The sequence below is a fragment of the Niveispirillum fermenti genome, from assembly GCF_048066175.1.
GTDB lineage: Bacteria > Pseudomonadota > Alphaproteobacteria > Azospirillales > Azospirillaceae > Niveispirillum > Niveispirillum fermenti.
Genome location: NZ_JBLTXA010000026.1, coordinates 45,684 through 69,904, shown reverse-complemented (window position 1 = coordinate 69,904; position 24,221 = coordinate 45,684). Strand labels below are relative to the sequence as shown.

Below are 24,221 nucleotides of genomic sequence, written 5' to 3'. Positions count from 1 at the left end.
AGGGGTGGTTCTTGTTCATTACATGTTCCTTGTTCGATTGTCACGACCGGGGCCGGGTCCCCCCGTGAAGCCAACCGGTGGTGCGGGCCGGACGATGGCGGGTGAAAGACCGGCCATCGTCCGGCCCGCTTTCCGGATGCAACGCGGACGTGGCGTCAGAACCGCCAGCCCAGCGTGGCGCCGTAGGTGCGGGGCGGGTTGTAGGCGCCGAAATTGGCGCCCAGGAAGACGGCCTGGAAGGTGCGCGTGACCTCGTTCGTCAGGTTCTTGCCCCAGAGCGAGGCCGTCCACTGTCCCGATGCCGCCGTGTACACGATGCGCCCATCCACGAAATGGGTGGCGGGACGCCGTTCCGGCCCGTCATTGGCATTGTCGTCGAAGATCATGCTCTCATACCGGTAATCGGCCGCGAACAGCAGGCTGCTGCCATCGGCAAACCCCGTCTCGTAGGAGGGGGAGAGGACGATCTTGTGCTTGGGCGTGCGGGAAAGGCGGTTGCCGGCGTAATCTTCTCCCGGTTCCGGCTCGAACCGGTCGAAGGTCGCGTCGGTATAGCCATAGGTGGCGGTCATGCGGGCACCGGCGAACAGCCGCCAGGACAGGTAGGTTTCGTACCCCTTGATGGTCGCCTTGCCGGCATTCTCGGTCACGATGGACAGGTTGGGCAGGGTGCGGCGTGTCTGCAGATCCGTGTACTTCATCAGATAGATGGTATTGTTCCAGACCACCCGCCCGTCGAGGAAGCTGCCTTTCTGACCCAGCTCATACTGGGTGGCATATTCCGGCTCGAACCCGTCGGCTGCCTCGGCCGCCGAGCCTGGCGTATCCTGGAAGCCGCCGCTTTTGAACCCGCGGGAGACCATGCCGTAGAACTGATGGTCGCGATCCAGCTTGTATTGTCCGCCGGCTCGCCAGGTCCAGGCGTTGTAGGTGTCGGAGACGCTGACGGCGAACCGTTCCGACCCGCGCAGAACCGCCGTGCCGGCCGTGTTGGAGACGGTGTATTCCTTCTCGTCGCGTGAATAGCGCAAGCCGGCGATCACGGAGAACCGGTCGTCCAGCGGCACCGTCACGTCGCCGAAGGCGGCATAGCTGTTCAGCTTGGCGGCCTGATTGTAAATCTCGGTCGCCGGCCTGCCCATGTCGATGACAAGCGAATCCACGCGATCGGTATCGCTGTTGAAATTGTAGAGGCCGGCCACCCATTGGATGCGACTCTCGGGCAGGGCGCCCAGCCGCAATTCGTGGCTGGAGAAGCTGCTCGCCTCATCATTCCCGCCGCTGATGCCGACCGGGTTCGTGCTGGAATTGCCACCATCGAAATCATAGGCGGCGTGGTAGTCGAGATCACGCCAGGCGCCCAGATAGGTCACGGTGGCGAATGGCAGATCCCAATCCAGTTGGCCGCGCACGCCCCAGGTATCGCGGTCCTGATAGCCCTCCTCGGAACCGGCCGTGTATTTGCGATTGCGATCCACGGTCCACAGTGCCGACATGGGATCGGTCGGGTCCAGGTCCAGAACATGCTGGGCCGGGCCGGTGGCCCGATCGCGGGTGCCATCCACGGTCAGCAGCAGACGCACCGCTTCAGACGGTTCGCCGTAAAGGTGCAGCCGTCCGCTCCTTGTATCCTGATCCTCCACCCGGCCGCCGGTGAAGGTGTTGCGGACGTAGCCGTCATGGGTACGCCACGCCCCGCTGGCGCGGGCCGCCCATTTCCCGTCCACCAGCGGCACATTGACGACACCGGCCGCCTCCAGCCGCTCATAATTGCCGGCCGTGAGTTCCACGCCGCCTTCCGTCCGGTCCAGTTGCGGCCGGTTGGTGACGACATTCACGGCGCCGCCCACGACATTGCGGCCGTAAAGGGTGCCCTGCGGGCCCTTCAACACCTCGATCCGCGACACGTCGAACGCATCGAAGGCCACGGCGGCCGGGCGGCCCAGATACACCTCGTCCAGGAAGACGGCGGAACTGGGATCACCGGCAGCCCCGCGGTCGCTGGACCCGATGCCGCGGATCGTGATGCGCGGCTGCGAGGCGGGGAATGCATCGAAATTCAGGCCGGGCGTGCGGCTGGCGATATCGTCTATCTGACGCAGGCGGGCCTGTTCGATCTCTTCGGCGCTGAAGGCCGTGACGGTGACGGGCACGTCCTGCAGGCGCTCGCTGCGGCGCTGCGCCGTGACGATGATCTCCTCCAGATCGCCGGGCGGCGCGGCCCCCTGGCCCATGGCGGCGCCCGTCGACAGCATGATCATGGCGGATGTTCCGCAGGCCAGGGCCCGGCGGCTGATCGCACGCATTCCTTCCTCCTCCCTATGGGTTTCTTATGCCGGTCTCTTATCGCCTGGCAGGACGGGAGATTAGGCAGACTGGATACGCACGGTCAATGGATTGGATGCAAAATTTTATTCTGTGGATGTTTTTATTGACGAAACGAAGCCATCCACACAGTATGACGCCCATTGAATTGCGACGGTCGCAGGCGGAATGCGCTGGGGCCCGGATACGCATGGTCGGGGCCGGCGGTGCTTTGCAAGGGCGCCTGCCTTTCCTGGTCATTGCTTCCTGGCCATTGCCAGGCTTTCCGGCGCCCGCATGCGGCGGGCGGCATTTCCCACCCAACCAGGCCCAAGGCGACAGGCAACCGGCCCGTACCGGCCGGACCCTGTTGCGGTCACGGGAGACAGTGCCTTGATTGAAATGATGCTCTCGCCCGCCATGCTTGGCACGCTGATGATCGCCACCTTCATGGTGCTGATCATGACCAAGCGGATGTCGGCGATCACCGCCCTGCTGGCGGTGCCCATCCTGTTCGGCCTGATGGCCGGGGCGGGTGCCGGCCTGGGCCGCATGATCCTGGATGGCGTCCTGCAGGTGGCGCCAACGGCGCTGATGCTGACCTTCGCCGTTCTCTATTTCGCGATCATGATGGATGCGGGGCTGTTCGATCCGCTGGTGCGGCGCGTGCTGGCCGCCGTGGGGGATGACCCCGTGCGCATCGCTCTGGGTACCGCCCTGCTGACGACTGTGGTGTCGCTGGACGGTGACGGCACGACGACGGCGCTGATCATCATCACGGCCTTCCTGCCTGTCTATCGCCGGATCGGCATGAATCCGCTGATCCTGGCGACATTGCTTGGCCTGTGCAATTCGTTGATGAACTATATCCCCTGGGGTGGCCCGTCGGCCCGCGCCGCGGCTGCCGTGGGTGTGGATCTGATGCATGTCTTCGGCCCCCTGATCCCGGCCATGCTGGCCGGATTCGCAACCATCTTCCTGCTGGCCTGGATGTTCGGCCGGTCCGAACGGCGGCGGCTGGCAGTGGCGGGGCATGTCACCAATGGTGGCATCACCGGTCCGCAGGCGGGCGGCAATGCCCCCGTTCCGCCGCCGGTAGAGGAGGGTATCCGCCGGCCGCGGCTGTTCTGGTTCAATCTGGCCCTGACCCTGGCGCTGGTGCTGGGCATGGTGCTGGGGCTGGCCCCGCTGCCGGTCATGATGATGGGCGCCTTTTCCATTGCCGCGACGGTGAATTATCCGCGCCTCAAGGATCAGAAAGCCCGCATCGCCGCCCATGCCGACAATGTGGTCAATGTCGTGGTGCTGATCTTCGCCGCCGGTGCCTTCACCGGCATCCTGAACGGTACGGGCATGGCCGATGCCATGGCCGGCGCCGCGCTGTCGGTGATCCCGCCGTCGATCGGTTCGTATCTGGCGCCCATCACGGCTCTGGCCAGCATGCCGCTGACCTTCGTCATGTCAAATGACGCCTATTATTTCGGCGTGGTGCCCGTGGTGGCCAGCACCGCCGCCGGCTATGGCATCGCGCCGGAGGTGATTGCCCGCGCCTCGCTGATCGGCCAGCCGGTCCATGCGCTGAGCCCGCTGCTGGCGCCGATCTACCTGGCGTGCGGGCTTCTGGGGGTCGATGTGGCGGACGCCCAGCGCTTCGCCCTGAAATGGGCCATTCTGGTCTCGCTGGTGGTGCTGGTGGCGGCATTGGCCACGGGTGCCATCCCCTTGTACGCCGGTTGACCGATGGAACGGTCGGGGATGCGCAAATTCGGGCAGTGGCTGGTGCTGGCCGTCGTAACGGCCGGGCTGGTGGCCGGTCTCAAGGCCGCCTCCGTGCCGGCTGCCCTACTGCTGGGCCCGCTTCTGGCCGGCATTGCCTTCGGCCTCGGCGGTGCTGTGGTACGGCCCGCGAAGTCGGTCCTGCTGGGCGCCTATACCATCGTCGGCTGCATGGTCGCGGTGGCATTGGCCCGGGCGGTGGGACCCTCCATGCTGGCCTGGATGCCGGTTTTCCTGCTGATGGCAGCATCCACCCTGCTGATCAGCGCCGGCCTGGGTTGGGCGTTGGCGCGGCGGGGCTGGTTCCCCGGCTCCACGGCCGTCTGGGGGCTGGCACCGGGCGGGGCGGCCGGGATGGTGGCCATGGCACAGGAGCGGGGCGGGGACGGCCGTCTGGTGGCCGTGATGCAGTATCTGCGCATCCTGATGGTCACCGGTGCGGCCATCGCCCTGGCCCACGCGATGACGGGACCATCCGGAACCCTGCCTGTGGCTGACTGGTTTCCTCCGCTGGAAGGCCGGTCGCTGGCGGAGACGCTGGCATTGGCCGGCCTGGGCGGTTTTGTCGCCCACCGGCTGGGGTTTTCGGCCGCGGCCTTTCTTCTGCCGGGTCTGGCCGGTGCCGCGCTGATCAGCATGGGGCTGGCGCGACCGTCGGTGCCGCCGCTGCTGGCGGCGGCGGCCTATGCGCTGATCGGCTGGAACATCGGCCTGGGCTTCACCCGGTCGACCTTGCGCGATTGCGTGCAGGCCCTTCCCCGCATCCTGTCGGCGGCGTTCGCCCTGATCGGTCTTTGTGCCGGCATGGGCCTGCTGGTCGGCATCTTCTGCGATGTCGATCCGCTGACGGCCTATCTGGCCACCACGCCGGGCGGCATCGACGCGATTCTGATCATCGCCACCACGGTCCCCGTCGACCTTCCATTCATCCTGTCAGCGCAGGTGGTGCGCGTGCTGCTGGTGCTGCTGGCCGGTCCGTCGCTTGCCGCCTTCGTCGCCCGCCATCTGGGCTGATGGCTGCACAATCTTCCAAGGGAGGAAAACCCGATGTCGAATAATGACGATTTGCGTACCGGTATCCCGCCGGAGGAATGGCGCCTGCGGGTCGATCTGGCCGCGGCCTTCCGGCTGGTGGCGCACCATGGCTGGGACGATCTGATCTTCACCCACATGTCCGTGCGCATCCCCGGACCCCAGCATCATTTCCTGATCAACCCCTTCAATCTGCTGTTCGGGGAGATCACGGCCTCGTCCCTTGTGAAGATCGATGTCGAGGGCCGGGCGGTGGAGCCGACGCCCCATATGGTCAATCCGGCCGGGTTCACCATCCATTCCGCCATCCACATGGCGCGTGACGATGCGCAGGCCGTCATCCATCTGCACACCCCCTATGGCCAGGCCGTATCCGCCATGCGCGAGGGGTTGCTGCCGCACACGCAGACGGCGATGACCGTGCATCATGACATCGCCTTCCACGAATATGAGGGTATCGCCACCGATCTGGATGAACGCGAACGGTTGGTCGCCGACCTGGGCACGAAGAACATCCTGCTGCTGCGCAATCACGGCACGCTTGCGGTCGGCTCCTCCATCCCCACGACGTTCATGCGCATCTACATGCTGGAGCGGGCATGCGAGGCGCAGGTCCACATGCTGGCGGCCGGTCGCGACAATCTGCATGAGCCGCCGCCCGACGCAGTGGACAAGGTGCGGGTGCAATCAACCGGACCCCTGGCCGATATGGCGGCGGAGAAACTGGCCTGGCCGGCCCTGCTGCGCAAACTGGACCGTATCGATCCCGGTTTCCGCCAGTAATGCGGCTCCTGGGGGTTTGCCGGCAGTCAGATGCAAACGTCATCGATTTTTTTTGCATCCAAAACTTGACTATATGGATGCATTAAATCAAGCTTCCATCATGGGCCTTGCAGACAGGCCCTCCCAATCACTGGATTAAGCAGACATGTTGGACGGTCCGATCAAAATCCTGGTTCCAACCGGGTCGTTGGGTGCTGGCGCACGGGAGGAGGAGGTGCGGTACGGCATCGCCCAGGGGGCGCATGCGATCGCCACCGACGCCGGTTCCACCGACAGCGGCGCCGCCTATCTGGCGCTCGGCATTTCCAAGAACAATCGTGGTTCCGTCAAACGCGACCTGACCATTCTGATGCGCGCCGGTGCCGATGCCGGCATCCCGCTGATCGTCGGCACCAGTGGTCAGGCCGGCGGTGACCTGAACCTGGACTGGACGCGCGATATCGTGCTGGAGGTGGCAGGCGAATTGGGGCTGCGGCCCCGGATCGCCCTGCTTTATTGCGAGCAGGACAAGGACCGGCTGAAGCAATATAATCAGGCGGGCAAGGTCCGTCCGCTGCCGCCGCTGGGGGCGCTGGACGATGCGACGATCGATGCCTGCGACCATATCGTGGCCGCCATGGGGCCGGAGCCTTATATCGCCGCCCTGCAGGGCGGGGCGGACATCATCCTGGGCGGGCGTACCACGGACACGGCCGTCCTGGCATGTTTCGCCCTGATGAAGGGCGCGCCCGCCGGCCCGTCCTGGCATGCGGCGAAGATCGCGGAATGCGGTGTCCAATGCACCGTCAAGCCGGTCAGCGGGGCCGGCGTGCTGATCAGCATCGGGCCGGACGGGTTCGAGGTGGAGCCGTTGTCCATGGGCAACCGCTGCAGCCCCGAAAGCGTATCGGCCCACATGCTGTATGAGAACAGCAATCCCTTCCTGCTGACCGAACCCGGCGGTGTGCTGGACGTGACGGACGCGGAATATCGCCAGCTTGACGACCGCACGGTGAAGGTCACGGGCTCTGTCTGGAAGAACCAGCCCTATACGATGAAGCTGGAGGGGGCGGGCAGCCGTCGTTTCCAGACCGTCATGCTGATCGGCATCCAGGACCCGCATGTGCTGGAGGCGGTGGACACGTTCCACGACAGGATGCTGGCTGCGCTTTACGACCGGGTTCACAAGACCATCGGGCCGGCGGCGGGCGATTTTCATATTTCATTGCGGCTTTATGGCTGGAACGCCGTGTCGGGCGATCGTCCGCCCCCCGGCACGCCGGCCCCGCGGGAAATCGGCGTTCTGTTCGTCGCCACGGCGGACAGTCAGGAAATGGCCTCCCAGATCGCCAAGGCCTGCAACCCCTATTTCTTCCATTTCCCCGTCGTGCTGGACGAGGAACTGCCCAGCTACGGTTTCGCTTTCAGCCCCGCCGATATCGACCGGGGCCCTGTCTATGAGTTCCTGCTGAACCATGTGGTCGAGGTCGATGACCCGATGGAACTGGTGCGCACGGTGTGGATCGACCTGGGGGAAGGGGAGAAGGTGTGATGGTCAAGTTGAAGGAAGTCTGCCGGCATGTCCGGTCCAAGAATGCCGGCCCTTTCTGGGTTACCTTCGACCTGTTCTTCAACGGGCCGGAGAATTTTGGCAAATATCACAACCACCCCGCGCTGGGTCCGGACCTGTTTGAACGCCTGTATGGTGCGGACCCGGCGCTGGTCCGGCATTATCCCGTGCCGGGGCTGAACATGGTCAAGATCTCCCATGCCCGCACAGCACCGCAGGGCGGCGTGGTGGAACGCGACATGCATTGCGGGCAGCAGTTCGTCCGTCTGCTGGATGTGGAACTGGGCTGAGACCGGCGGCGCCATCGGAAGGGGGGCGGTCAGGCTTCCGATGGGTTGCACCCGTCGGAAGCTTGGTCCTATGGCGGATCGGAAGATATCCCCTGTTCACGCAGGTCCAACACATAGGCCAGTGTCACCCCCATGCGTTTCACGCGCAGAATCTCCCGTCCCGGTGGCACGGCGCCGCAGGAACTGCGCGTAAAGGACAGGTAGAAATCGGCCTCTCCCTTGCCATCGGGAACCGCCTTCCAGGTCGGGGGCAGGAAATAGAGGGCAGAGGCATGCGGCCCGCAGATACGGACGCGATAGGGGCGGACCAGGGCGGCGCTGCCTTCGCGGGCCACGACATGGTTGCGCAACCGGCTGGCGGCTTCCGACAGGGGGCTGCCCCAGTAATCCAGCTCGAACCGCCCGGCCGCCCCCGCCACACCTCCGGCCAGCCGGTTGTACCAGATGGCCTCATAAGGGTGGAGGCGGATCATCGTCACCACCTGCGACCCCGCCCACACGATCAGCAGGGCAGCACCCAGGATCGCGGCCTGTGGCAGGCGTTCACGCAGGCTCGGTCCCGTCAGCGCTGCGGCCAGCCGGTCAAGCCCCAATGCCGCCGCCACCGACAGGGGCGGCAGCAGGAATATCAGATGCCGGATACCGTCATAAAGAACGGTGCCCGCGACGATGACGATCGCCGGCGGCAACAGGATGGCGGCAGCCAGGCCCACCCGTTCTTGTGTCAGCGCCATCGGATGGCGCCATAGCGCGCGCAGACCAGCCAGCGTGGCCACGCCCAGGCCTAGCAGCGTCATCTCCGGCAGCTTCACGGCAAAGCCCACGGGAACATACCACCAGGGCAGGTCCGTGGAGACCAGCGTGCGCCCCGCGAAGGGGAAGCTGAATTCCAGGGGGAAATGGGCAAAGCCGGCCAGTACCTGGAAGGGACGGGTCACGGGTTCCAGCTGTGCCCATGGCCAGAAACCCAGCATCAGCAGCCAGGCCAGCCCAAAGGCCGGCAATAGCCGCGCGGCGGCCCAGGCCCCTTCGCGCAGGGCGGTGGCGGGTGGATGCACGCGCATGTGCCGTGCCAGCCAATAAAGGCAGCCGACCGCCAGCGGACCGGCCAGAACCACCCCGCCCACGCGGATGCCGAGTGCCGCGCCAAAGGCCAGCGCAAAGCACAGCAATGTCGACAGGCGCTGCCGCGGTAATTCCCGCAGCAGCCGGATCTGGAACAGACCCAGCCAGGCGGCCGCGGTGGCGAAGGGCACATCCTTGGGATTGCTGAACGCCTGGCCCATCCATTCGGGCGTCAGCAGCAGAAGCACGATGGCAAGGGCACCGGCCCGCGGGCCGGCCAGTTCCCGCGCCTGGGCCCGCACGGCCGCCAGTCCCGCCACGCCGACCAGACCACCCACCAGCCGCCGCGTTTCATAGGCATCGAAAGGCAGAGCGGCGCCGGCCATGGCCGACACCGAATCATACAGCGCCCCATAGAGATAGAGGTTCTGAAAGGCCAGGACGCGACGGTCCTCCCCCAATGACAGATACCATTCAAGGGCCAGCCAGCCATTTTCCAGGTGCAGCGGCTCGTCCCAGGTAATGCCGTAATCCTTGAAGGTCACCGCCACGAACAGGATGGCGGCCGCCAGGGCCATCTGCCCCACGCCTTCCCAGAACGACGAGCCGTTTCCGCCCTCAACCGTCATGCCATACCCTTCGAGCCGGAACGAAGCCCGGCCTTCGCAAGAAGCGTCATGCGGCTCCGGATATACCTCAGTCGCCTGGCTTCTCCCACAAACTTGCCATGATAACCGCTTCAACCCGTCGCGCCGGTCGGAAAGAACGCGGATGTCTGGCCCTTCGCCTCTTCCCCGGTGCTGCTGCCGGCGGCCGGAAAACCCAGGGCGTCGGCGATGAGATACAGGGGGCGTCCCTTCACCTCCGTGAAGACCCGTCCCAGATAATCACCCAGCACGCCCAGGCAGATCAATTGAACACCACCCAGAAACAGCAAGGCAACCATCAAGGAGGCGTAGCCCGGAACGTCGATGCCGAAAATCAGGGTTTTCAGCAGGACGAGGGCGCCGTAGAGCACGGCGATGGCCGCCACGCCCAGCCCCAGCCAGGACCAGACCCGCAGCGGCAGGGTGGAGAAGGACACGATTCCATCCATGGCGAACCGGAACAGCTTCCATGTGCTGAAGCTGGTGCTGCCGGCATGACGTGCCGCCGTGTCGAAGGGCACGGCGACCTGGCGGAACCCGACCCAGCCATAAAGCCCCTTCATGAAGCGCGTGCGTTCGCCCATCCGGTTCAACGCATCCACCACGGCCCGGTCCATGAGGCGGAAATCACCGGCGTCACGGGGAAGCGGCACTTCGGACATCCGATCCAGCACCCGGTAGAAGCTGCGGGTCAGGATGCGGCGCAGGGGCGGATCGGTGTCCCGGTCGCGGCGGACGCCATAGACCACCTGCGCGCCGGCCTGCCATTGGGCATAGAACGTCTCGATCAGCTCGGGGGGATGCTGCAGGTCGCTGTCCATCAGCACGACTGCGCGTCCCGTGCTGTGGCGCAGGCCGGCCGTCATCGCCATTTCCTTGCCGAAATTGCGGCTGAAGCGCAGCAGGCGGATACGGGGATTGGCGGCATGGACCACCAGCAGCCGCAGCCACGTGTCGTCGCGCGATCCGTCATCGACGCAAACCACCTCGTAAGGCACGCCCAAACGATCCATAACCGGCTGAAGCCGCTGGAAAAGCGCAGCAATATTGGCGCTTTCGTTATGCATGGGCAGCACCACGGACAGCACCGTCGCCTCGGTCAGCGGGCGAAAAGGGGTAGGTGGCACAGTCGTTTCCTGCGGTGTCGGCATGGTGCTGGTTCCTGACAGACGGGCCGGTCTGGGTTGTGAACCTGCACATTAGTACCGACCCGACCTATCCGCTATCCAACCGGATGGTTAGGCGTCGCGGGTCGGCAGCATCACCCCTGGCTATCCTGTCCGGAGGGTATAGTGCTGGCGGCCGGTCGTTATAATACCGATCAGGCAATAGGCAGGATAGGCCATAAGTCCCCCGGAATTGGCCGAAAGTTTCCTGGATTGTGAACGGTTTTGCCACAATCTAAACATCGTCTGTTGGAAGAATTCAGACCATCAAGAGTGGGGATCGACGATAAACTTTTAAGGACGGTAACACCGACTTCTGGTGGTACTGGCATCATTTCTAAAATCGATGCATATCCTTTGTTATGTCGTCTTTTCCTTTGAGAAAAGGAGATGATCATGGCCAGCACTCAGCAGTTTCCTTCGCAGGTGAAGGTGAACGCCAGCCTGTCGATGCGCGTTGCCGCCGAACGTGACTATCTGCGCCGCTTCGCTCTCAGCCTTTGCAGCGACCCGGTTCTTGCCGACGACTTGGCGCAAGAATGTGTCGAGCGTGCCCTGACCCGCCTGCATCTGTGGGAAGAGGGGACGAACCTGCGGGCCTGGTTGTCCACCATGCTGCGCAATCTGTACATCAACGGCCTGCGCCGCAACCGCTCGCATGTCGCCCTGGACGATTGCAGCGCCTCGGACATCGGCGGTCTTCCGGCCCGGCAGATGGAGCGTATGCAGTTGCGTGACCTTCGCCGTGCCATGGCCCGCCTGCCGTCCGACCAGCGCGACATGGTGGTGATGGTCGGCCTGCAGGGCATCAGCTATGAACAGGCCGCCCAGCGCGCCCAGGTGTCCGTGGGCACCGTGAAGTCCCGCCTGTCGCGTGCCCGCGGCACCCTGCGCCGCCTGATGGATGGCGAAGCCGGGATGCATGCGGTCTGATGTCCGGCAAAGCGCACCTGCGGGAACAGTCTGCGGGACAGAAGGTGCGCATCAGCGGACATTGCAGATAGGAACAGGGCAGATAGGGACAGGGCAGGTGGGAACAGGCCGGTATGGGGCCGGCAGATATGGCCACGCATGCGAACAGGCATGGCCATTCCGGGATGGGTTTCCCGCCGCCGATCAGTCCGCTACCGTTCTCCGCCGCCGTCTTGCCGATGGGGATGGCGATGGTGGGGCAGGGGGATTAACGCAGCGCTGCAGCCCGTGATAGGCCGACTGGATGACATTCGCGATGTTTTCCGTCGGTGTGGGGTTGGCCTTGCTGTAGGCTGAGGCGATCCTGGCTGCCAGGCTTCGCAGTTCCAGGGTTGAATTGTCATTCATCTCGGCGTTTCCTCTCCAGCGCAAGAGGTTGTCTTGGCCCCGCTATTTGGAGCCTGACGCGCCGTCATGTCCATTTGGCCCGATTGCCAGCCCGGTTCCGACAATGGAATTATGACCGGGTTATGACCAATGGCATGTCCGTCGGCCGGGGGCGGCCCGAGCCACCCCCGACATCTGGAAAACCCTTGGTGAAAAGCCCTTTGTCCGTCCGCTCAGAACTGATCGTCGGATAGCCCCATGACACTGCGGTGTCCATCGGTGACGATTTTCAGCAGGCCGCGCACCGACGGCAGGATCTGGTCGGCATAGAAACGACCGGTAATGATTTTTCCTTCAAGGAAACTGGTGTCGGCACCGGGTTCACGCAGCAGATTATTGGCGGCGATCATCGCCTTGGCCGTCAGGTAGCCGCCGATGGCAACACCGAACATGCGCAGGTAATTCACGGCACCGGCCGCGACGGCCGTCATGTCCGCCTTGCCGGTGTCCAGCAGCCATTTCGATGCCGTTTCGACGGCGTCGATGGCATCAGTCAGGTTGGCCGCCATGGTGGCAAGGTCATCACCCGGCTGGGCGGCGGCCTCTGCCGCGACGGCACGCATATCCTTGATCAGGGTGAACGCCGCCTCACCCCCGTCACGAAGCACCTTGCGGAAGGCCAGGTCATTGGCCTGGATGCCGTTGGTCCCCTCATAGATGGGGGCGATGCGGGCATCGCGATAATGCTGGGCGGCACCCGTTTCCTCGATGAAACCCATGCCGCCATGGATCTGCACGCCCAGGCTGCTCAATTCCACGCCCAGGTCGGTACACCAGGCCTTGGTGACGGGGGTCAGCAGGTCGTTCAAGGCTGCCGCGGCCTTGCGCGCACCCTCGTCGGGGTTGGTGTGGCCATTGTCCAGGGCTGCCGCCGTGAAATAGACCAGGGCGCGGGCTGCCTCGATCTGGGATTTCATGGTCATCAGCATGCGGCGTACATCGGGATGCTTGATGATGGCCACCGGTGCCGGATCCTTGCCGGTCAGCGCCCGGCTCTGCACGCGGCCCTTGGCATAGTCCACCGCCTGCTGATAGGCGCGCTCGGCGATGGAGACGCCCTGCAGGCCCACGCCCAGGCGGGCATTGTTCATCATCGTGAACATGTACTCGATACCGCGATTCTCCTGACCGACCAGGTAGCCGATGGCACCGCCATTGTCGCCATAGGCCATGACGGCCGTCGGGCTGGCATGGATGCCCATCTTATGTTCCAGGCCGGCGCAGCGCAGATCGTTGCGCTGCCCCAGGCTGCCATCCTCGTTCACCATGAATTTCGGCACGACGAACAGGCTGATGCCCTTCACGCCCGGCGGGGCGGTCGGGGTGCGCGCCAGCACCAGATGGATGATGTTGTCGGTGAAATCATGCTCGCCATAGGTGATGAAGATCTTCTGGCCTGTGATCAGCCAGGTCCCGTCATCCTGCGGCACGGCCTTGGTCCGTACCGCACCCACGTCGGAACCGGCCTGCGGCTCCGTCAGGTTCATCGTGCCCGTCCATTCGCCGCTGATCAGCTTTTCCAGATACAGCTTCTTCTGCTGGTCCGATCCATGGGCCTGCAAAAGTTCAACCGCGCCCTGGTTCAGCATGGGGCACAGCGAAAAGGACATGTTGGAGGAGGCCCACATTTCCTGGATGGGCAGGGCCAGCGTCCAGGGCAGCCCCTGGCCGCCATATTCGGGGTCGAAGGGAACGGCGTTCCACCCACCCTCGGCATATTTCCAATAGGCGTCCTTGAAGCCGCTGGCGGTGCGCACGACGCCATTGTCCAGCTTGGCGCCTTCCTGGTCGCCGACGCGGTTCAGCGGGGCCAGCACATCGCGCGCCAGCTTGGCCGCCTCGTCCAGCACCTGGTCGGCGAGGTCGGGCGTAACCACGTCGAACCCCGGCAGGGTGGCCACCTGCGGCAGGCCGACGACATGGTTCAGGGTGAAACGCATGTCCTGAAGGGGCGCGTTGTAAGCGGTCATTTCGCCTTATCCTCCCAAGAAGGGTTCAACAAACAAGCAGAATCCCGGCAGCGGGCATGGGCACAAGATTGCGCCAAACATCCTTCACGGCAAGCCTTGCCGTTTAATATGTCCGGTCAAAATTAGTTGCGTCCCGCAGCGTGGTTATTTTGGGCATTACGTTAACGTAATAGGAAGCGATTGTCATCGCCTTCCGCGCGTGCAGGCGCCGATCACGCAGGGCCGGGCAGGTTGGCACGCTGATTGCTTTCCCAAACCAGCAACGGCAGATCAGTACCAGTGGAGTTCGCCCCGTGACCAACAGCCTCGCCATCCTGAACCAGGGCCGCCCCGCCGAAACCCAAGGTGCGGCACGCCATGCGCCGGCGCAGGTCGTTCGTGCTGTCCAGCAGGCCAGCGCGGCGACCGGGGTCAATTTTGCCTATCTGATGGACAAGGCGGGGGTTGAAAGCGGCTATCGCACCGATGTGAAGGCCGCCACCAGCAGTGCCACGGGGCTGTTCCAGTTTACCGAAGGAACCTGGCTCAGCATGATCGAACAGCACGGGGCCAAGCACGGCCTGGGTGTCTATGCCGACAAGGTGTCACGCGGTGCCGACGGGCAGGCCCGGGTATCGGACCCGGCCACCCGGCGGGAAATCCTGAACCTGCGCAAGGATCCGCGGCTTTCCGCCATTTTCGCCGCTGAACTGGCCAATGACAACAAGCGCTATCTGGAAGGGGAACTGGGCCGGCCCGTGGGCAATACCGAGCTGTACATGGCCCATTTCCTGGGGGCCGGCGGCGCCTCCCGCTTCCTGAAGGCGCTGGACCGCAATCCCAACCAGCCGGCCGCCAGCCTGCTGCCCGATGCCGCGAAAGCAAACCTGAACGTCTTCTACGACGGCACGCGGCCCAAGTCGGTCGGTCAGATATTCGACCGGTTTGCGGCCAAGTTCGATGACAGCCCGGCACAATTTGCCGATAGCAGCGTGCTTGGCACCATCCAGGCGGCCGATACCTCCTCCCAGCCCTGGCTGACGGGCATGCGGTCGGCCGTGTCGGGCAAGGAACCGATCTCCACGTTCACCATCATGATGCTGGACAGCCTGGCCCTGCCGTCCGAAGACGAGGAGGAGCGCAAGCGGTCCACCGGCAACGGCGCCCGTGGCGGCAACCGGGAAGAGGAGGCCAGGCGCCAGGCCGGCGGCAATTCCCAGGTGGGGCCCAGCATGACGGGTGGCGATCTGGTTGCGGCCTGATTTTAAGCCGCCGGTAAGCGGATCATCACCGCCCGCCAGATTGCGGCCGGACCGGGCGAGGGGCAGCGTCTTTCCGTTGACCGGAAACACGCACTAGACGGCACGACTGCCACCGCCGAACAGGATACCGGACCCCAGGACGAAGCCGGCATCGTACCAAAGCCCGTCATTGGGGAACGCATACATCCTTATATCCAGGAACAGGCTGCCGATGAAGGAAAGCGGCGCCAGGAACCCATGTACGACGCCCCAGAGCAGGCCGGGCAGGGGTTGCACCACGTCCGGGGATGGCTGGTTGGCGCAGGCCGTGACGGACAGGGCCAACAGCAGCAGCATGGCGGCGCGCATCACCGGTTTCGCATCGAATTTCATGGGGTGTGGTCCTTCCTCAGCGCAAGGGGCAATCTTCTCCGGGTAACACCTGCCATTGCCCGGCCGTTCCTTGGGCCCATTTTGGGGACAGGCCCATTTTGGGGACAGGCATGGTGACCGGAAAGCAAAAACCCCCGCCGGTTGACCGGCGGGGGTTTTGGAATGGTGGCACTGGGGTGATTTGAACACCCGACCAAGGGCTTATGAGTCCCCTGCTCTACCGCTGAGCTACAGTGCCTCAGGTCCGTCATCCGGCTTACCGTCGAACGGGAGCCGCTATTTATGAAAATGCGCCGACCCTGTCAACAGCCATTTTCAAGAAATATCGTCGATCCGCATCAGCCGTTCCAATTCCGCGCGGTAGCGGCCCAGCCGCGTGCCGTCATGGCCGGGCCAGCCTGCCCGGCGGGCAGCATCTTCCGCCTCTGGCCGGCCGCGGGCCCAGCAGGACACGGCCGTGACCTTTCCGGTGCCGTCCATCCAGCAGAATTCGTAGAGCGCGGGGGAGGCTTCCGACATGCTTCCTGGGTCTCGTCAACGCAAAGCGCCTGGCAACACAATGCTGTGCCGGGTGGACGCTGTCCACGACCCTAAGGTTGTGCTGTCGGCACATGCCAGTTCTGGTAGGCAAGCGGTGCAGTGACCACAAGACTTTGATAGGTTGCTCACGGTAGAATGGGGTTCCTGTCCATGCCCTGCCGGTTGGTCTTCCATGTTGCGCCTTGTCCTGACACCGCTGCGCTGGTTCTTCCGCTTCGTGCTGTATGGCGTGGCCATTGCCACGCTCCTGATCATGCTGGCCCCTTTCGCCTTCGACATACCGGGACGGGCGGAACGGGTCCTTCAGGCAGTGAATGACAGCGGGCTGCGGGGGATGCGGGTGCATGCCCTGCCAGAGACGGTGCGGGGCTTCCCGCCGGAACTGGAGATACGCAACCTTCGGGTGACGACGCAGTCGGGCACGGCGACGGCCATGACGGCATCGGTGGTGCGTGTGGGTGTGAACCTGATCGAAAGCATCACCCGGGGACGGGTTGTGCTGGTTGCCATGGTGCAGAACCCTGTCATCTTCGCAGACCAGCCATTGAACCTGGGCGCCATCGCTACGGCAATCAGTGCCGCTACGGGCCTGCAAACGCAGATCCAGCTTGTCGGGGGGGAGGTGATCAATCCCGCCAGCCATACTGTTGTCGCCTTGGGTGACGACACCTTGACCAATATCGGCAGGCCCCGTGACGACGACCGGCAGGTGGCGGAACTGGTGGGACAGGATGACCGCGGTGCCGCCTCTGCGCTGGGGGGCGGGGGGGGAACCACGGTCGGCGCCGGCACGGTTGCCGGCATCGCTGCGGGTGTGGGTGGGGTCATCGCCGGCACGACCGGTGGCGGCGGGACGAACCCAGGCGGTGGCACGAACCCCGGCGGCGGGACGGATCCCGGTGGTGGGACGAACCCCGGTGGTGGCACGAATCCCGGCGGTGGGACGAACCCCGGCGGTGGAACGAACCCTGGTGGTGGCACGAACCCTGGCGGTGGCACGAACCCAGGCGGTGGAACGAATCCGGGCGGTGGGACGGACCCCGGTGGTGGAACGAACCCCGGTGGTGGCACGAATCCCGGCGGTGGGACGAACCCCGGCGGTGGAACGAACCCCGGTGGTGGAACGAACCCCGGCGGTGGCACGAACCCCGGTGGCGGGACGAACCCCGGTGGCGGGACGAACCCCGGTGGCGGGACGAACCCCGGTGGCGGGACGAACCCCGGCGGTGGGACGAACCCCGGCGGTGGAACGAACCCCGGTGGCGGGACGGACCCCGGTGGCGGGACGAACCCCGGTGGCGGGACGAACCCCGGTGGTGGCACGAATCCCGGCGGTGGGACGAATCCGGGCGGTGGGACGGACCCCGGTGGTGGAACGAACCCTGGTGGCGGGACGAACCCCGGCGGTGGGACGAACCCCGGTGGCGGGACGGACCCCGGTGGTGAGACGGACCCCGGCGGTGGCACGAACCCCGGTGGTGAGACGAACCCCGGCGGTGGCACGAACCCCGGTGGCGGGACGGACCCCGGTGGCGGGACGGACCCCGGTGGTGAGACGAACCCCGGTGGTGGGACGAACCCCGGTGGTGAGACGGACCCCGGTGGCGGGACGAACCCCGGCGGTGGCACGAACCCCGGTGGCGGGACGAACCCCGGCGGTGGCACGAACCCCGGTGGCGGGACGAATCCGGGCGGTGGTACGAACCCCGGTGGTGGTACGGACCCCGGCGGTGGCACGAATCCCGGTGGTGGTACGAACCCCGGTGGTGAGACGAACCCCGGTGGCGGGACGGACCCCGGTGGCGGGACGGACCCCGGTGGTGAGACGAACCCCGGTGGTGGGACGAATCCGCCTATGTGTACCTGCCCGTGCGGATTCTAGACGTGCATCGCGGCCCTGCCCAACTTTGATGGGCGGGGATCAGGGGGTGCCCCGATGGCGGCGTGCGACACGGTCCAGGAACAGACACAGCGCCACGACGGGAACACCGACGGCCGCCGTCCCCGCAAAGAACAGCGCATAGGCCGACATCTGCCCCACCAAGGGTTCCATCGCTTCCACTGCCTGACCCGAGAAGCCCTTCAGCACCTTGCCCAACACGGTATAGAGCGACGAAAGCAGCGCATATTGCGTGGCCGTGTACCCGATACTGGTCAGACTGGACATATAGGCCGTCAGCGCCACGCCCGCAAAGCCGGTGGCGATGTTGTCGACGATGATGGCCACCGTGAACACGCCGATGTCCGGCCCGGCCATGGCCATGGCCGAGAAGGCGAGGTTGGAGAAGGGACCGAGGATGGCACCCAGGATCAGCGTGCGCCGGAATCCCAGCCTGACCGAGCTGATCCCGCCCAGGGCAATACCGGCAACCGATGCCCAAAGGCCGACCGACGCGCGCACCGTGCCCACCACCTCCTTGGTCAGGCCGAGATCGACATAGAAAGGGTTGATCATGGGGCCGATCAGGAAATCACCCAGCCGGTACAGCATGACGACCGCCAGCATCAGCATGGACAATTGCCCATGTGTGCGCAGGAAACTCGTCAACGGCCCGATGAAGGCATCGACAAACCCGGCCCGCGTCCAGAGCGGGGCGGTGGTGACGCCCCCGGCCGGCACCTGACGCACCGGTTCGGTCGCCATCAGCGTGGCGGCGATGCCCACCGCCATCACGGCCCCGGCAACCCCGTAGGAGGATTGCCAGCCGATCCCGGCTGCCAGCAGCAGGATCAGGCTGTCGGTCGCCAGCATGGCCGCCCGGTAGCCGATCTGATAGGAGGCCGACAACAGGCCCTGTTCCTCGCCATTGGCCGCACTTTCGATGCGCCAGGCATCCACCACGATATCCTGCGTGGAGGAGGCGAAGGCCGCCAGCAGCGCGAATCCGCCCAGTGCCCAGAGGTCGCCCCCGCCCGGCCCCACACTGGCCATGCCCAGCAGGCCGGCACCGATGATGAGCTGGGCCAGCAGCATCCAGCTTCGCCGCCGGCCCAGGCGGCCGGGCAGGGGGGCGTCCATCCGGTCCAGGATGGGTGCCCAGAACATCTTCAGTGAATAGACGATGCCGATCCACGACAGGAACCCGATGGTCGCCAGATCGGCCCCTTCCTCTCGCAGCCAGAATCCCAGCGTATTGCCCGTCAACAGGAACGGCAGACCGGAGGAGAAACCCAGCAGCAGCATCACCAGGACCTTCGGCCGCCCCAGGGCCCGCATCACCTGCCGCCAGCCGGCGGCGGCGGGCGGTGCTTTCGGCGGCGTCTGGGCGCTGGTCATCGGCAAATCCTGCTGGCAGTCGAAGGGCTTCGGCGCGAGTATAGGCAAGCTGCGGTCTGGCCGCGCGGCCTATTTGCGCACGAACATTGCGCAAAACGCAGGTTGATTGGACTGGAAAATACCCCCCCGAGTCGCTTACAAAAGTCGACCCGTGGGTGAGAGCCCATTGCGGGGAACCCAAAATGCTGATGCCCGCCGGCAAGGGAGCCATGGCCGGGACGGGATTAGAGAGAAGGATGAGGTAAGGATCATGCCAACGGATACGCAGAAGGTGGGGACCGCCGGGCGCTGGACGCCTGATAGCTGGCGCGCCAAGCCGATCCGGCAGGTTCCCTCATATCCCGACGAAGCCCGGTTGAAGGCCGCGGAAGCCAAGCTGGCGGCCTATCCGCCGCTGGTTTTTGCGGGCGAGGCGCGGCGCCTGAAGGAACATCTGGGCAAGGTGGCGCGCGGGGAGGCCTTTCTGTTGCAGGGGGGCGACTGCGCGGAAAGCTTCTCTGAATTCCATCCCAACAATATCCGCGACACGTTCCGCGTGCTTTTGCAGATGGCGGTCGTGCTGACCTTTGGCGCCGCCACGCCGGTGGTGAAGGTGGGCCGTCTGGCCGGCCAGTTCGCCAAGCCGCGCTCGGCCGACACCGAGGTGATCGAGGGTGTCGAACTGCCCAGCTATCGCGGCGACATCATCAACGGCTTCGATTTCACGGCCGAGGCCCGCGTGCCCGATCCCGAACGCATGGTCCAGGCCTATAACCAGTCGGCCGCCACGCTGAACCTGCTGCGTGCCTTTGCCCAGGGCGGCTATGCCGACCTGCACAAGGTGCATCAGTGGAACCTCGGCTTTGTGGAGAAGAGCCCGCAGGGCGAGCGCTACCAGGATCTGGCCAACCGGCTGGATGAGGCGCTGTCCTTCATGGCGGCCTGCGGCATCACGGGCGACAACATCTCCCAGATTCGCGAAACGGAACTGTTCACCAGCCATGAGGCGCTGCTGCTACCCTATGAGCAGGCGCTGACCCGCATCGACAGTACCACGGGCGAATGGTACGACGTGTCAGCCCATATGCTGTGGATCGGCGACCGCACCCGCCAGGCCGATGGCGCGCATGTGGAATTCCTGCGCGGGGTGAAGAACCCGGTGGGCCTGAAATGCGGCCCCAGCATGGACGGGGATGACCTGATCCGCCTGATCGACACGCTGAACCCGCTGGACGAGGCGGGGCGCCTGACCCTGATCGTGCGCATGGGGTCCGACAAGGTCGCTGACAAGCTGGCCCCGCTGGTGCGCAGGGTACAGCGCGAGGGGCGGACCGTCGTGTGGTCCTGCGACCCGATGCACGGCAACACCATCAAATCTTCCACCGGTTACAAGACGCGCCCGTTCGACCGGGTGCTGGCCGAGGTCCGTGGCTTCATGGATGTCATCCGGGCGGAGGGGGCGCACCCCGGCGGCGTGCATTTCGAAATGACTGGGCAGGACGTGACGGAATGCACCGGCGGCGCGCAGGCCATCACCGACCATGCGCTGGCCCTGCGTTACCATACGGCCTGTGACCCGCGCCTGAATGCCAGCCAGTCGCTGGAACTGGCCTTCCTGATCGCCGAGGGGTTGAAGGCTGTGCGCATGGGGCAGCCGCGCCCGCGCGTCGCGGCGGAGTAACCCTGACCTTTCGGGAATAGTTGGGGGCGACGGCCTGTCCGGCCGTCGCCCCTTTTCTATTTCAAACCGGCCTTCGCATCGCCAGTTCGGCTGCGCGGTGTCCGGACAGGATGGCGCCCTCTATGGTGGCCGGCAGGCCCGTGGCGGTCCAGTCGCCAGCCAGGATCAGGTTGCGGCCCTGTGCCGGGCCGGGCCGCCGCCGGTTCTGGGCTGGTGTGGCGGCAAAGGTGGCACGCCTTTCCTTGACGATGCGGCAGGGTGGAACCGGTGCCGGCGGAAGGTCCAGGACCCGTGCCGCTTCCGCCCACAGCAGACGGGCGAGATCGTCGTTCGGCCGGTCCATGTGGACGTCGGCGGCGCTGACCGTTGCCGACAGCACATCGCCGCGCGCGAACAGCCATTCCGTCACGCCGCCGACCAGTCCCACCAAAGGCATTCCCGCTGGAAGGCGGACAGGCGCACCCAGGCGAAAATGGGCATTCAGGATCGCATGAAAGGCATCGGGGACCGGAATGTCCGGCAATAATGCGCCCGTGGCATCGGCCGGAAGGGCCAGGATGACACAGTCCGCCCGGTCCAGGGCCACCTGCCGGCCGTCGGTGAAGCGAAGGGCTGCGATCGTTCCATCGCCGGCCCGCTCGACCGCCCGCAGCCGATGGCCGAACCGCACTGCCGCGCCGGACCGGGCCAGCACGGTCAAGGCAGGGCCGACCAGTGCCCCCGACAGGCCGCCGGGCCCGGCGATGAACGGCCGGCAGGCATCGCTTCCCCCAAGCAAAGTGCGGCGGAGGACACCCCATAGCAGACGGGCCGATGCCGTATCCCACGGTGTGTTCAGGATCGAGACAGCCAACGGTTTCCAAAGCCGGCGGGTGATCACATCATCGGCCCGCAACATGTCGGCCACGGTGCGCGACGGCCCTGCCAAGGCCAGTGCCAGGACGCCCAGATGATCGATCGGTCCTGCACCCGCCACCCGCCGCGCCGGGTCGGCAAGCCAGAACGGGATCCGGCCCGCGCCCGGACGTAGGGTCCATGCGCTGCCGTCCGCCAGATCCTGGAACGGCAGCGCCACGGGATCGATAGCCAAAAGCTCGCCAGCCCCGCCAATGCGCGCCAGATAGGTCATGCATTCCTGGTTCGCGCCCAGGATCAGGTGGTTGCCATTGTCGATGATCCTTTCCAGCAGCGTGTCGTGCCAGCTTCGGCAGCGACCGCCGGCGTGGTCCGTCGCCTCGTAAAGGATGACCGTATGACCGGCCGTGGCCAGACGGGTGGCGCAGGCCAGCCCGGACAGGCCGGCCCCGACGACGTGGGTGACGCCGGAAAGGCTCACAGGCGCGGCGAACGGCCCAGGGCGCAGGCCAGGGCCACGCCGATCTTCTCCACCCCGCTCAGACGGGTGCGTTGTCCCAGCACATCCGGCGACCAGCCGCGCTGACGCAGGCGGACCAGCAGCCGGTGATACAGCATCATCATGGCGAACGCCGGCCACAGGCGACGATTCGGTTTGCCGATCAGGGACAGGGCCTGTTCAAAGGCCGCCTGGGTGCGGTCGGCCAGGGCATCGCAGACCACGGGCAGGGCGGGATGGGTCAGCACCGATTGGGGGTCGGCCTGCACCATTTCCACATCGATGCCGGCGTCCTCCAGCATCTCTTCGGGCAGATAGCATCGGCCATCCTTCGCATCCTCTTCCACGTCGCGCAGGATGTTGGTCAGTTGCAGCGCCTCTCCCAGCGCCAGCGCGAAGGCATCGGCGCCGGCATCGCCGCGCCCGAACACACGTATCGACAATAGCCCGACAGCACCCGCCACCCGCCGGCAATACTGGGCCAGCGTGCCAACCGACGGCGCGCGGATGGGACCATCCACATCCATCATCATGCCATCGATCACGGCATGGAATTCGGCCTGGGGCAGGTTGTACCGGCGCATGGCGGCTGCCAGGTCGCGCAGCCGGCCGTGATGGCGGCCAGGGCCAGGCAGCCCGTACATGGCATCGATACGGCGCATCCAGTCGATCAGCGCGCCGCGCTTCACATCCTGCTTTTCCTGGCCGTCGGCGATATCGTCCACGGCGCGGCAGAAGCCGTAGATCGCGAACATGGCACGGCGCCGCCGCTGCCCCAGCAGGCGAAGGGGCCAGTAGAAGGTGGAGGTGCCGCAACTGCCCGCCCTGGCCAGGCTGCTTTCCGGTGTCAGGCGCGGCGGCCGGCGCGACATGCCGCGCAGCACGCCGGTCAGAACGGCGGCCAGCCGGCCCACCGGTCCCACCTGCACCTTGCCGGCCAGCGGGTCGCGGCGGCGCAACTGGCGCGACAGGGCCATGGCCATCTCAACGATCACTGCCGCTTCCAGCCGCAGGCCGGGATTGGCGATCTGGCGGGGCAGGGACCCCGCCCGGCGCAGCAGCGAGTCGACATTGTCCAGCGTGCGATCGATGACGGCGCGTACCGGCGGCGTCGCCTCCATCTCCACCAGATGTTCCACCGACCCGCCGGCTTCCTTGAACCAGTCGGTCGGCAGATAGCAGCGCCCCAGTTCGACCCAGTCGTTCCGGCAATCCTGAATGTGGTTGAGGATTTGCAGGGCTGTGCAGAGCGCATCAGAGGCCGGGGACGCCGTGATCCCCTCGCCGTGCAGTTCAAGCAGGAACCGGCCGACCGGATTGGCCGAATAGCGGCAGTAAAGCACCAGATCCTGCCAGGTCTTGCAATGGCTGCCCATGGCGTCCCGGCGGAAGGCCTGCAGCAACTGGCGCGCATGGACACCGGAGACGCCGGTGGCCGTCAGCGTCGCCTTCAGTGTCAGGGCTGGTGCCAGCCAGGGCTGGTTGCCGATGCCGCTGACCAGCGCCCGTTCCAGCGCGTCCATTTGTGCGATCTTCATGTCGGGTTCGACATGGGGGTCGTCCGCGATGTCGTCGGCCAGCCGGGCGAAGGCATAGAAGGCGAGAACATGTGGCCGGTAGGGGGCCGGGATCAGACGGGAGGCAACCGGGAAATTCTCTCCCTCCATCCCCTTGCGGGCGGTGGGTTCGCCCGGTTTTGCCGGGGTCTGGACGGACAGGTGGAAGTCGGCCATGGGAGGAACGGGCCCTGTCTTCGATCGGGACGATAGTTTGCCACGTCCAGCATAGTTGTAGAAGTGGCGATAATGCGGCAAACGCCCACGCCCCCCGTCATGC

General features: G+C 65.5%; 18 protein-coding genes and 1 tRNA gene. 9 read left to right on the top strand and 10 right to left on the bottom strand.

Annotated elements, in window-relative coordinates:
• Window positions 1-155: 155 nt before the first annotated feature.
• Window positions 156-2,306, bottom strand: coding sequence for a TonB-dependent receptor (locus ACM9LZ_RS19810; protein WP_416621245.1), 2,151 nt, complete (start codon window positions 2,304-2,306; stop codon window positions 156-158).
• Window positions 2,307-2,706: 400 nt separating this feature from the next.
• On the opposite strand from ACM9LZ_RS19810, the gene ACM9LZ_RS19805 reads away from it, so the two are divergent.
• The 5 genes from ACM9LZ_RS19805 (at window position 2,707) to ACM9LZ_RS19785 (ending at window position 7,734) form a co-directional block, all read left to right on the top strand.
• Complete coding sequence (locus ACM9LZ_RS19805) at window positions 2,707-4,041, top strand: CitMHS family transporter (protein ID WP_416621247.1); 1,335 nt, start codon at window positions 2,707-2,709, stop codon at window positions 4,039-4,041.
• 18 nt (window positions 4,042-4,059) lie between these two features.
• On the top strand, window positions 4,060-5,094 hold the full coding sequence (locus ACM9LZ_RS19800; protein ID WP_416621244.1) for an AbrB family transcriptional regulator: 1,035 nt from the start codon (window positions 4,060-4,062) through the stop codon (window positions 5,092-5,094).
• Window positions 5,095-5,127: 33 nt separating this feature from the next.
• Complete coding sequence (locus tag ACM9LZ_RS19795; protein WP_416621243.1) at window positions 5,128-5,895, top strand: class II aldolase/adducin family protein; 768 nt, start codon at window positions 5,128-5,130, stop codon at window positions 5,893-5,895.
• A 145-nt stretch (window positions 5,896-6,040) separates the two neighbouring features.
• Window positions 6,041-7,426 carry an acyclic terpene utilization AtuA family protein gene (locus ACM9LZ_RS19790; protein ID WP_416621242.1) on the top strand — a complete coding sequence of 462 codons (1,386 nt, stop codon included), beginning with the start codon at window positions 6,041-6,043 and terminating at the stop codon, window positions 7,424-7,426.
• On the top strand, window positions 7,426-7,734 hold the full coding sequence (locus tag ACM9LZ_RS19785; RefSeq protein WP_416621241.1) for a DUF4387 domain-containing protein: 309 nt from the start codon (window positions 7,426-7,428) through the stop codon (window positions 7,732-7,734). Before ACM9LZ_RS19790 ends, ACM9LZ_RS19785 begins: the two co-directional genes overlap by 1 nt.
• Window positions 7,735-7,802: 68 nt before the next feature.
• Here ACM9LZ_RS19785 and ACM9LZ_RS19780 read toward each other — a convergent pair whose 3' ends face one another.
• Window positions 7,803-9,428, bottom strand: a complete 1,626-nt coding sequence (locus ACM9LZ_RS19780; protein ID WP_416621240.1) for an ArnT family glycosyltransferase — start codon at window positions 9,426-9,428, stop codon at window positions 7,803-7,805.
• A 110-nt stretch (window positions 9,429-9,538) separates the two neighbouring features.
• A complete protein-coding gene (locus tag ACM9LZ_RS19775) occupies window positions 9,539-10,597 on the bottom strand; it encodes a glycosyltransferase family 2 protein (RefSeq protein WP_416621239.1) in 1,059 nt (352 codons plus the stop codon).
• Between the two features lie 411 nt (window positions 10,598-11,008).
• On the opposite strand from ACM9LZ_RS19775, the gene ACM9LZ_RS19770 reads away from it, so the two are divergent.
• Window positions 11,009-11,545 carry a sigma-70 family RNA polymerase sigma factor gene (locus ACM9LZ_RS19770; protein ID WP_416621238.1) on the top strand — a complete coding sequence of 179 codons (537 nt, stop codon included), beginning with the start codon at window positions 11,009-11,011 and terminating at the stop codon, window positions 11,543-11,545.
• A gap of 599 nt (window positions 11,546-12,144) precedes the next feature.
• Here ACM9LZ_RS19770 and ACM9LZ_RS19765 read toward each other — a convergent pair.
• Window positions 12,145-13,941 carry an acyl-CoA dehydrogenase gene (locus ACM9LZ_RS19765; protein WP_416621237.1) on the bottom strand — a complete coding sequence of 599 codons (1,797 nt, stop codon included), beginning with the start codon at window positions 13,939-13,941 and terminating at the stop codon, window positions 12,145-12,147.
• 293 nt (window positions 13,942-14,234) lie between these two features.
• Between ACM9LZ_RS19765 and ACM9LZ_RS19760 the strand changes: the two genes are divergently transcribed.
• The gene (locus tag ACM9LZ_RS19760; protein WP_416621236.1) at window positions 14,235-15,182 is read left to right on the top strand and encodes a hypothetical protein; all 948 of its coding nucleotides are present in this window, start codon (window positions 14,235-14,237) and stop codon (window positions 15,180-15,182) included.
• Between the two features lie 93 nt (window positions 15,183-15,275).
• On the opposite strand, the gene ACM9LZ_RS19755 is transcribed toward ACM9LZ_RS19760, so the two are convergent.
• From ACM9LZ_RS19755 to ACM9LZ_RS19745, 3 genes are all read right to left on the bottom strand, one after another.
• Entirely contained in the window at window positions 15,276-15,554 is a 279-nt protein-coding gene (locus ACM9LZ_RS19755; RefSeq protein ID WP_416621235.1) for a hypothetical protein, read from the bottom strand.
• A gap of 163 nt (window positions 15,555-15,717) precedes the next feature.
• A tRNA-Met gene (locus tag ACM9LZ_RS19750) sits at window positions 15,718-15,792 on the bottom strand.
• Window positions 15,793-15,869: 77 nt separating this feature from the next.
• Window positions 15,870-16,073 carry a hypothetical protein gene (locus ACM9LZ_RS19745; RefSeq protein ID WP_416621234.1) on the bottom strand — a complete coding sequence of 68 codons (204 nt, stop codon included), beginning with the start codon at window positions 16,071-16,073 and terminating at the stop codon, window positions 15,870-15,872.
• 193 nt (window positions 16,074-16,266) lie between these two features.
• On the opposite strand from ACM9LZ_RS19745, the gene ACM9LZ_RS19740 reads away from it, so the two are divergent.
• On the top strand, window positions 16,267-17,976 hold the full coding sequence (locus ACM9LZ_RS19740; RefSeq protein ID WP_416621233.1) for a hypothetical protein: 1,710 nt from the start codon (window positions 16,267-16,269) through the stop codon (window positions 17,974-17,976).
• 39 nt (window positions 17,977-18,015) lie between these two features.
• On the opposite strand, the gene ACM9LZ_RS19735 is transcribed toward ACM9LZ_RS19740, so the two are convergent.
• Complete coding sequence (locus ACM9LZ_RS19735) at window positions 18,016-19,371, bottom strand: AmpG family muropeptide MFS transporter (RefSeq protein ID WP_416621232.1); 1,356 nt, start codon at window positions 19,369-19,371, stop codon at window positions 18,016-18,018.
• A gap of 250 nt (window positions 19,372-19,621) precedes the next feature.
• Between ACM9LZ_RS19735 and ACM9LZ_RS19730 the strand changes: the two genes are divergently transcribed.
• Window positions 19,622-21,031, top strand: a complete 1,410-nt coding sequence (locus tag ACM9LZ_RS19730) for a class II 3-deoxy-7-phosphoheptulonate synthase (RefSeq protein ID WP_416621231.1) — start codon at window positions 19,622-19,624, stop codon at window positions 21,029-21,031.
• Window positions 21,032-21,092: 61 nt separating this feature from the next.
• On the opposite strand, the gene hpnE is transcribed toward ACM9LZ_RS19730, so the two are convergent.
• On the bottom strand, window positions 21,093-22,367 hold the full coding sequence (hpnE, locus tag ACM9LZ_RS19725; RefSeq protein WP_416621230.1) for a hydroxysqualene dehydroxylase HpnE: 1,275 nt from the start codon (window positions 22,365-22,367) through the stop codon (window positions 21,093-21,095).
• Window positions 22,364-24,118 (bottom strand): squalene/phytoene synthase family protein, encoded by a 1,755-nt coding sequence (locus ACM9LZ_RS19720; RefSeq protein WP_416621229.1) that lies wholly within the window; start codon window positions 24,116-24,118, stop codon window positions 22,364-22,366. The genes hpnE and ACM9LZ_RS19720 overlap by 4 nt, the downstream gene beginning before the upstream one ends.
• Between the last annotated feature and the right edge of the window lie 103 nt (window positions 24,119-24,221).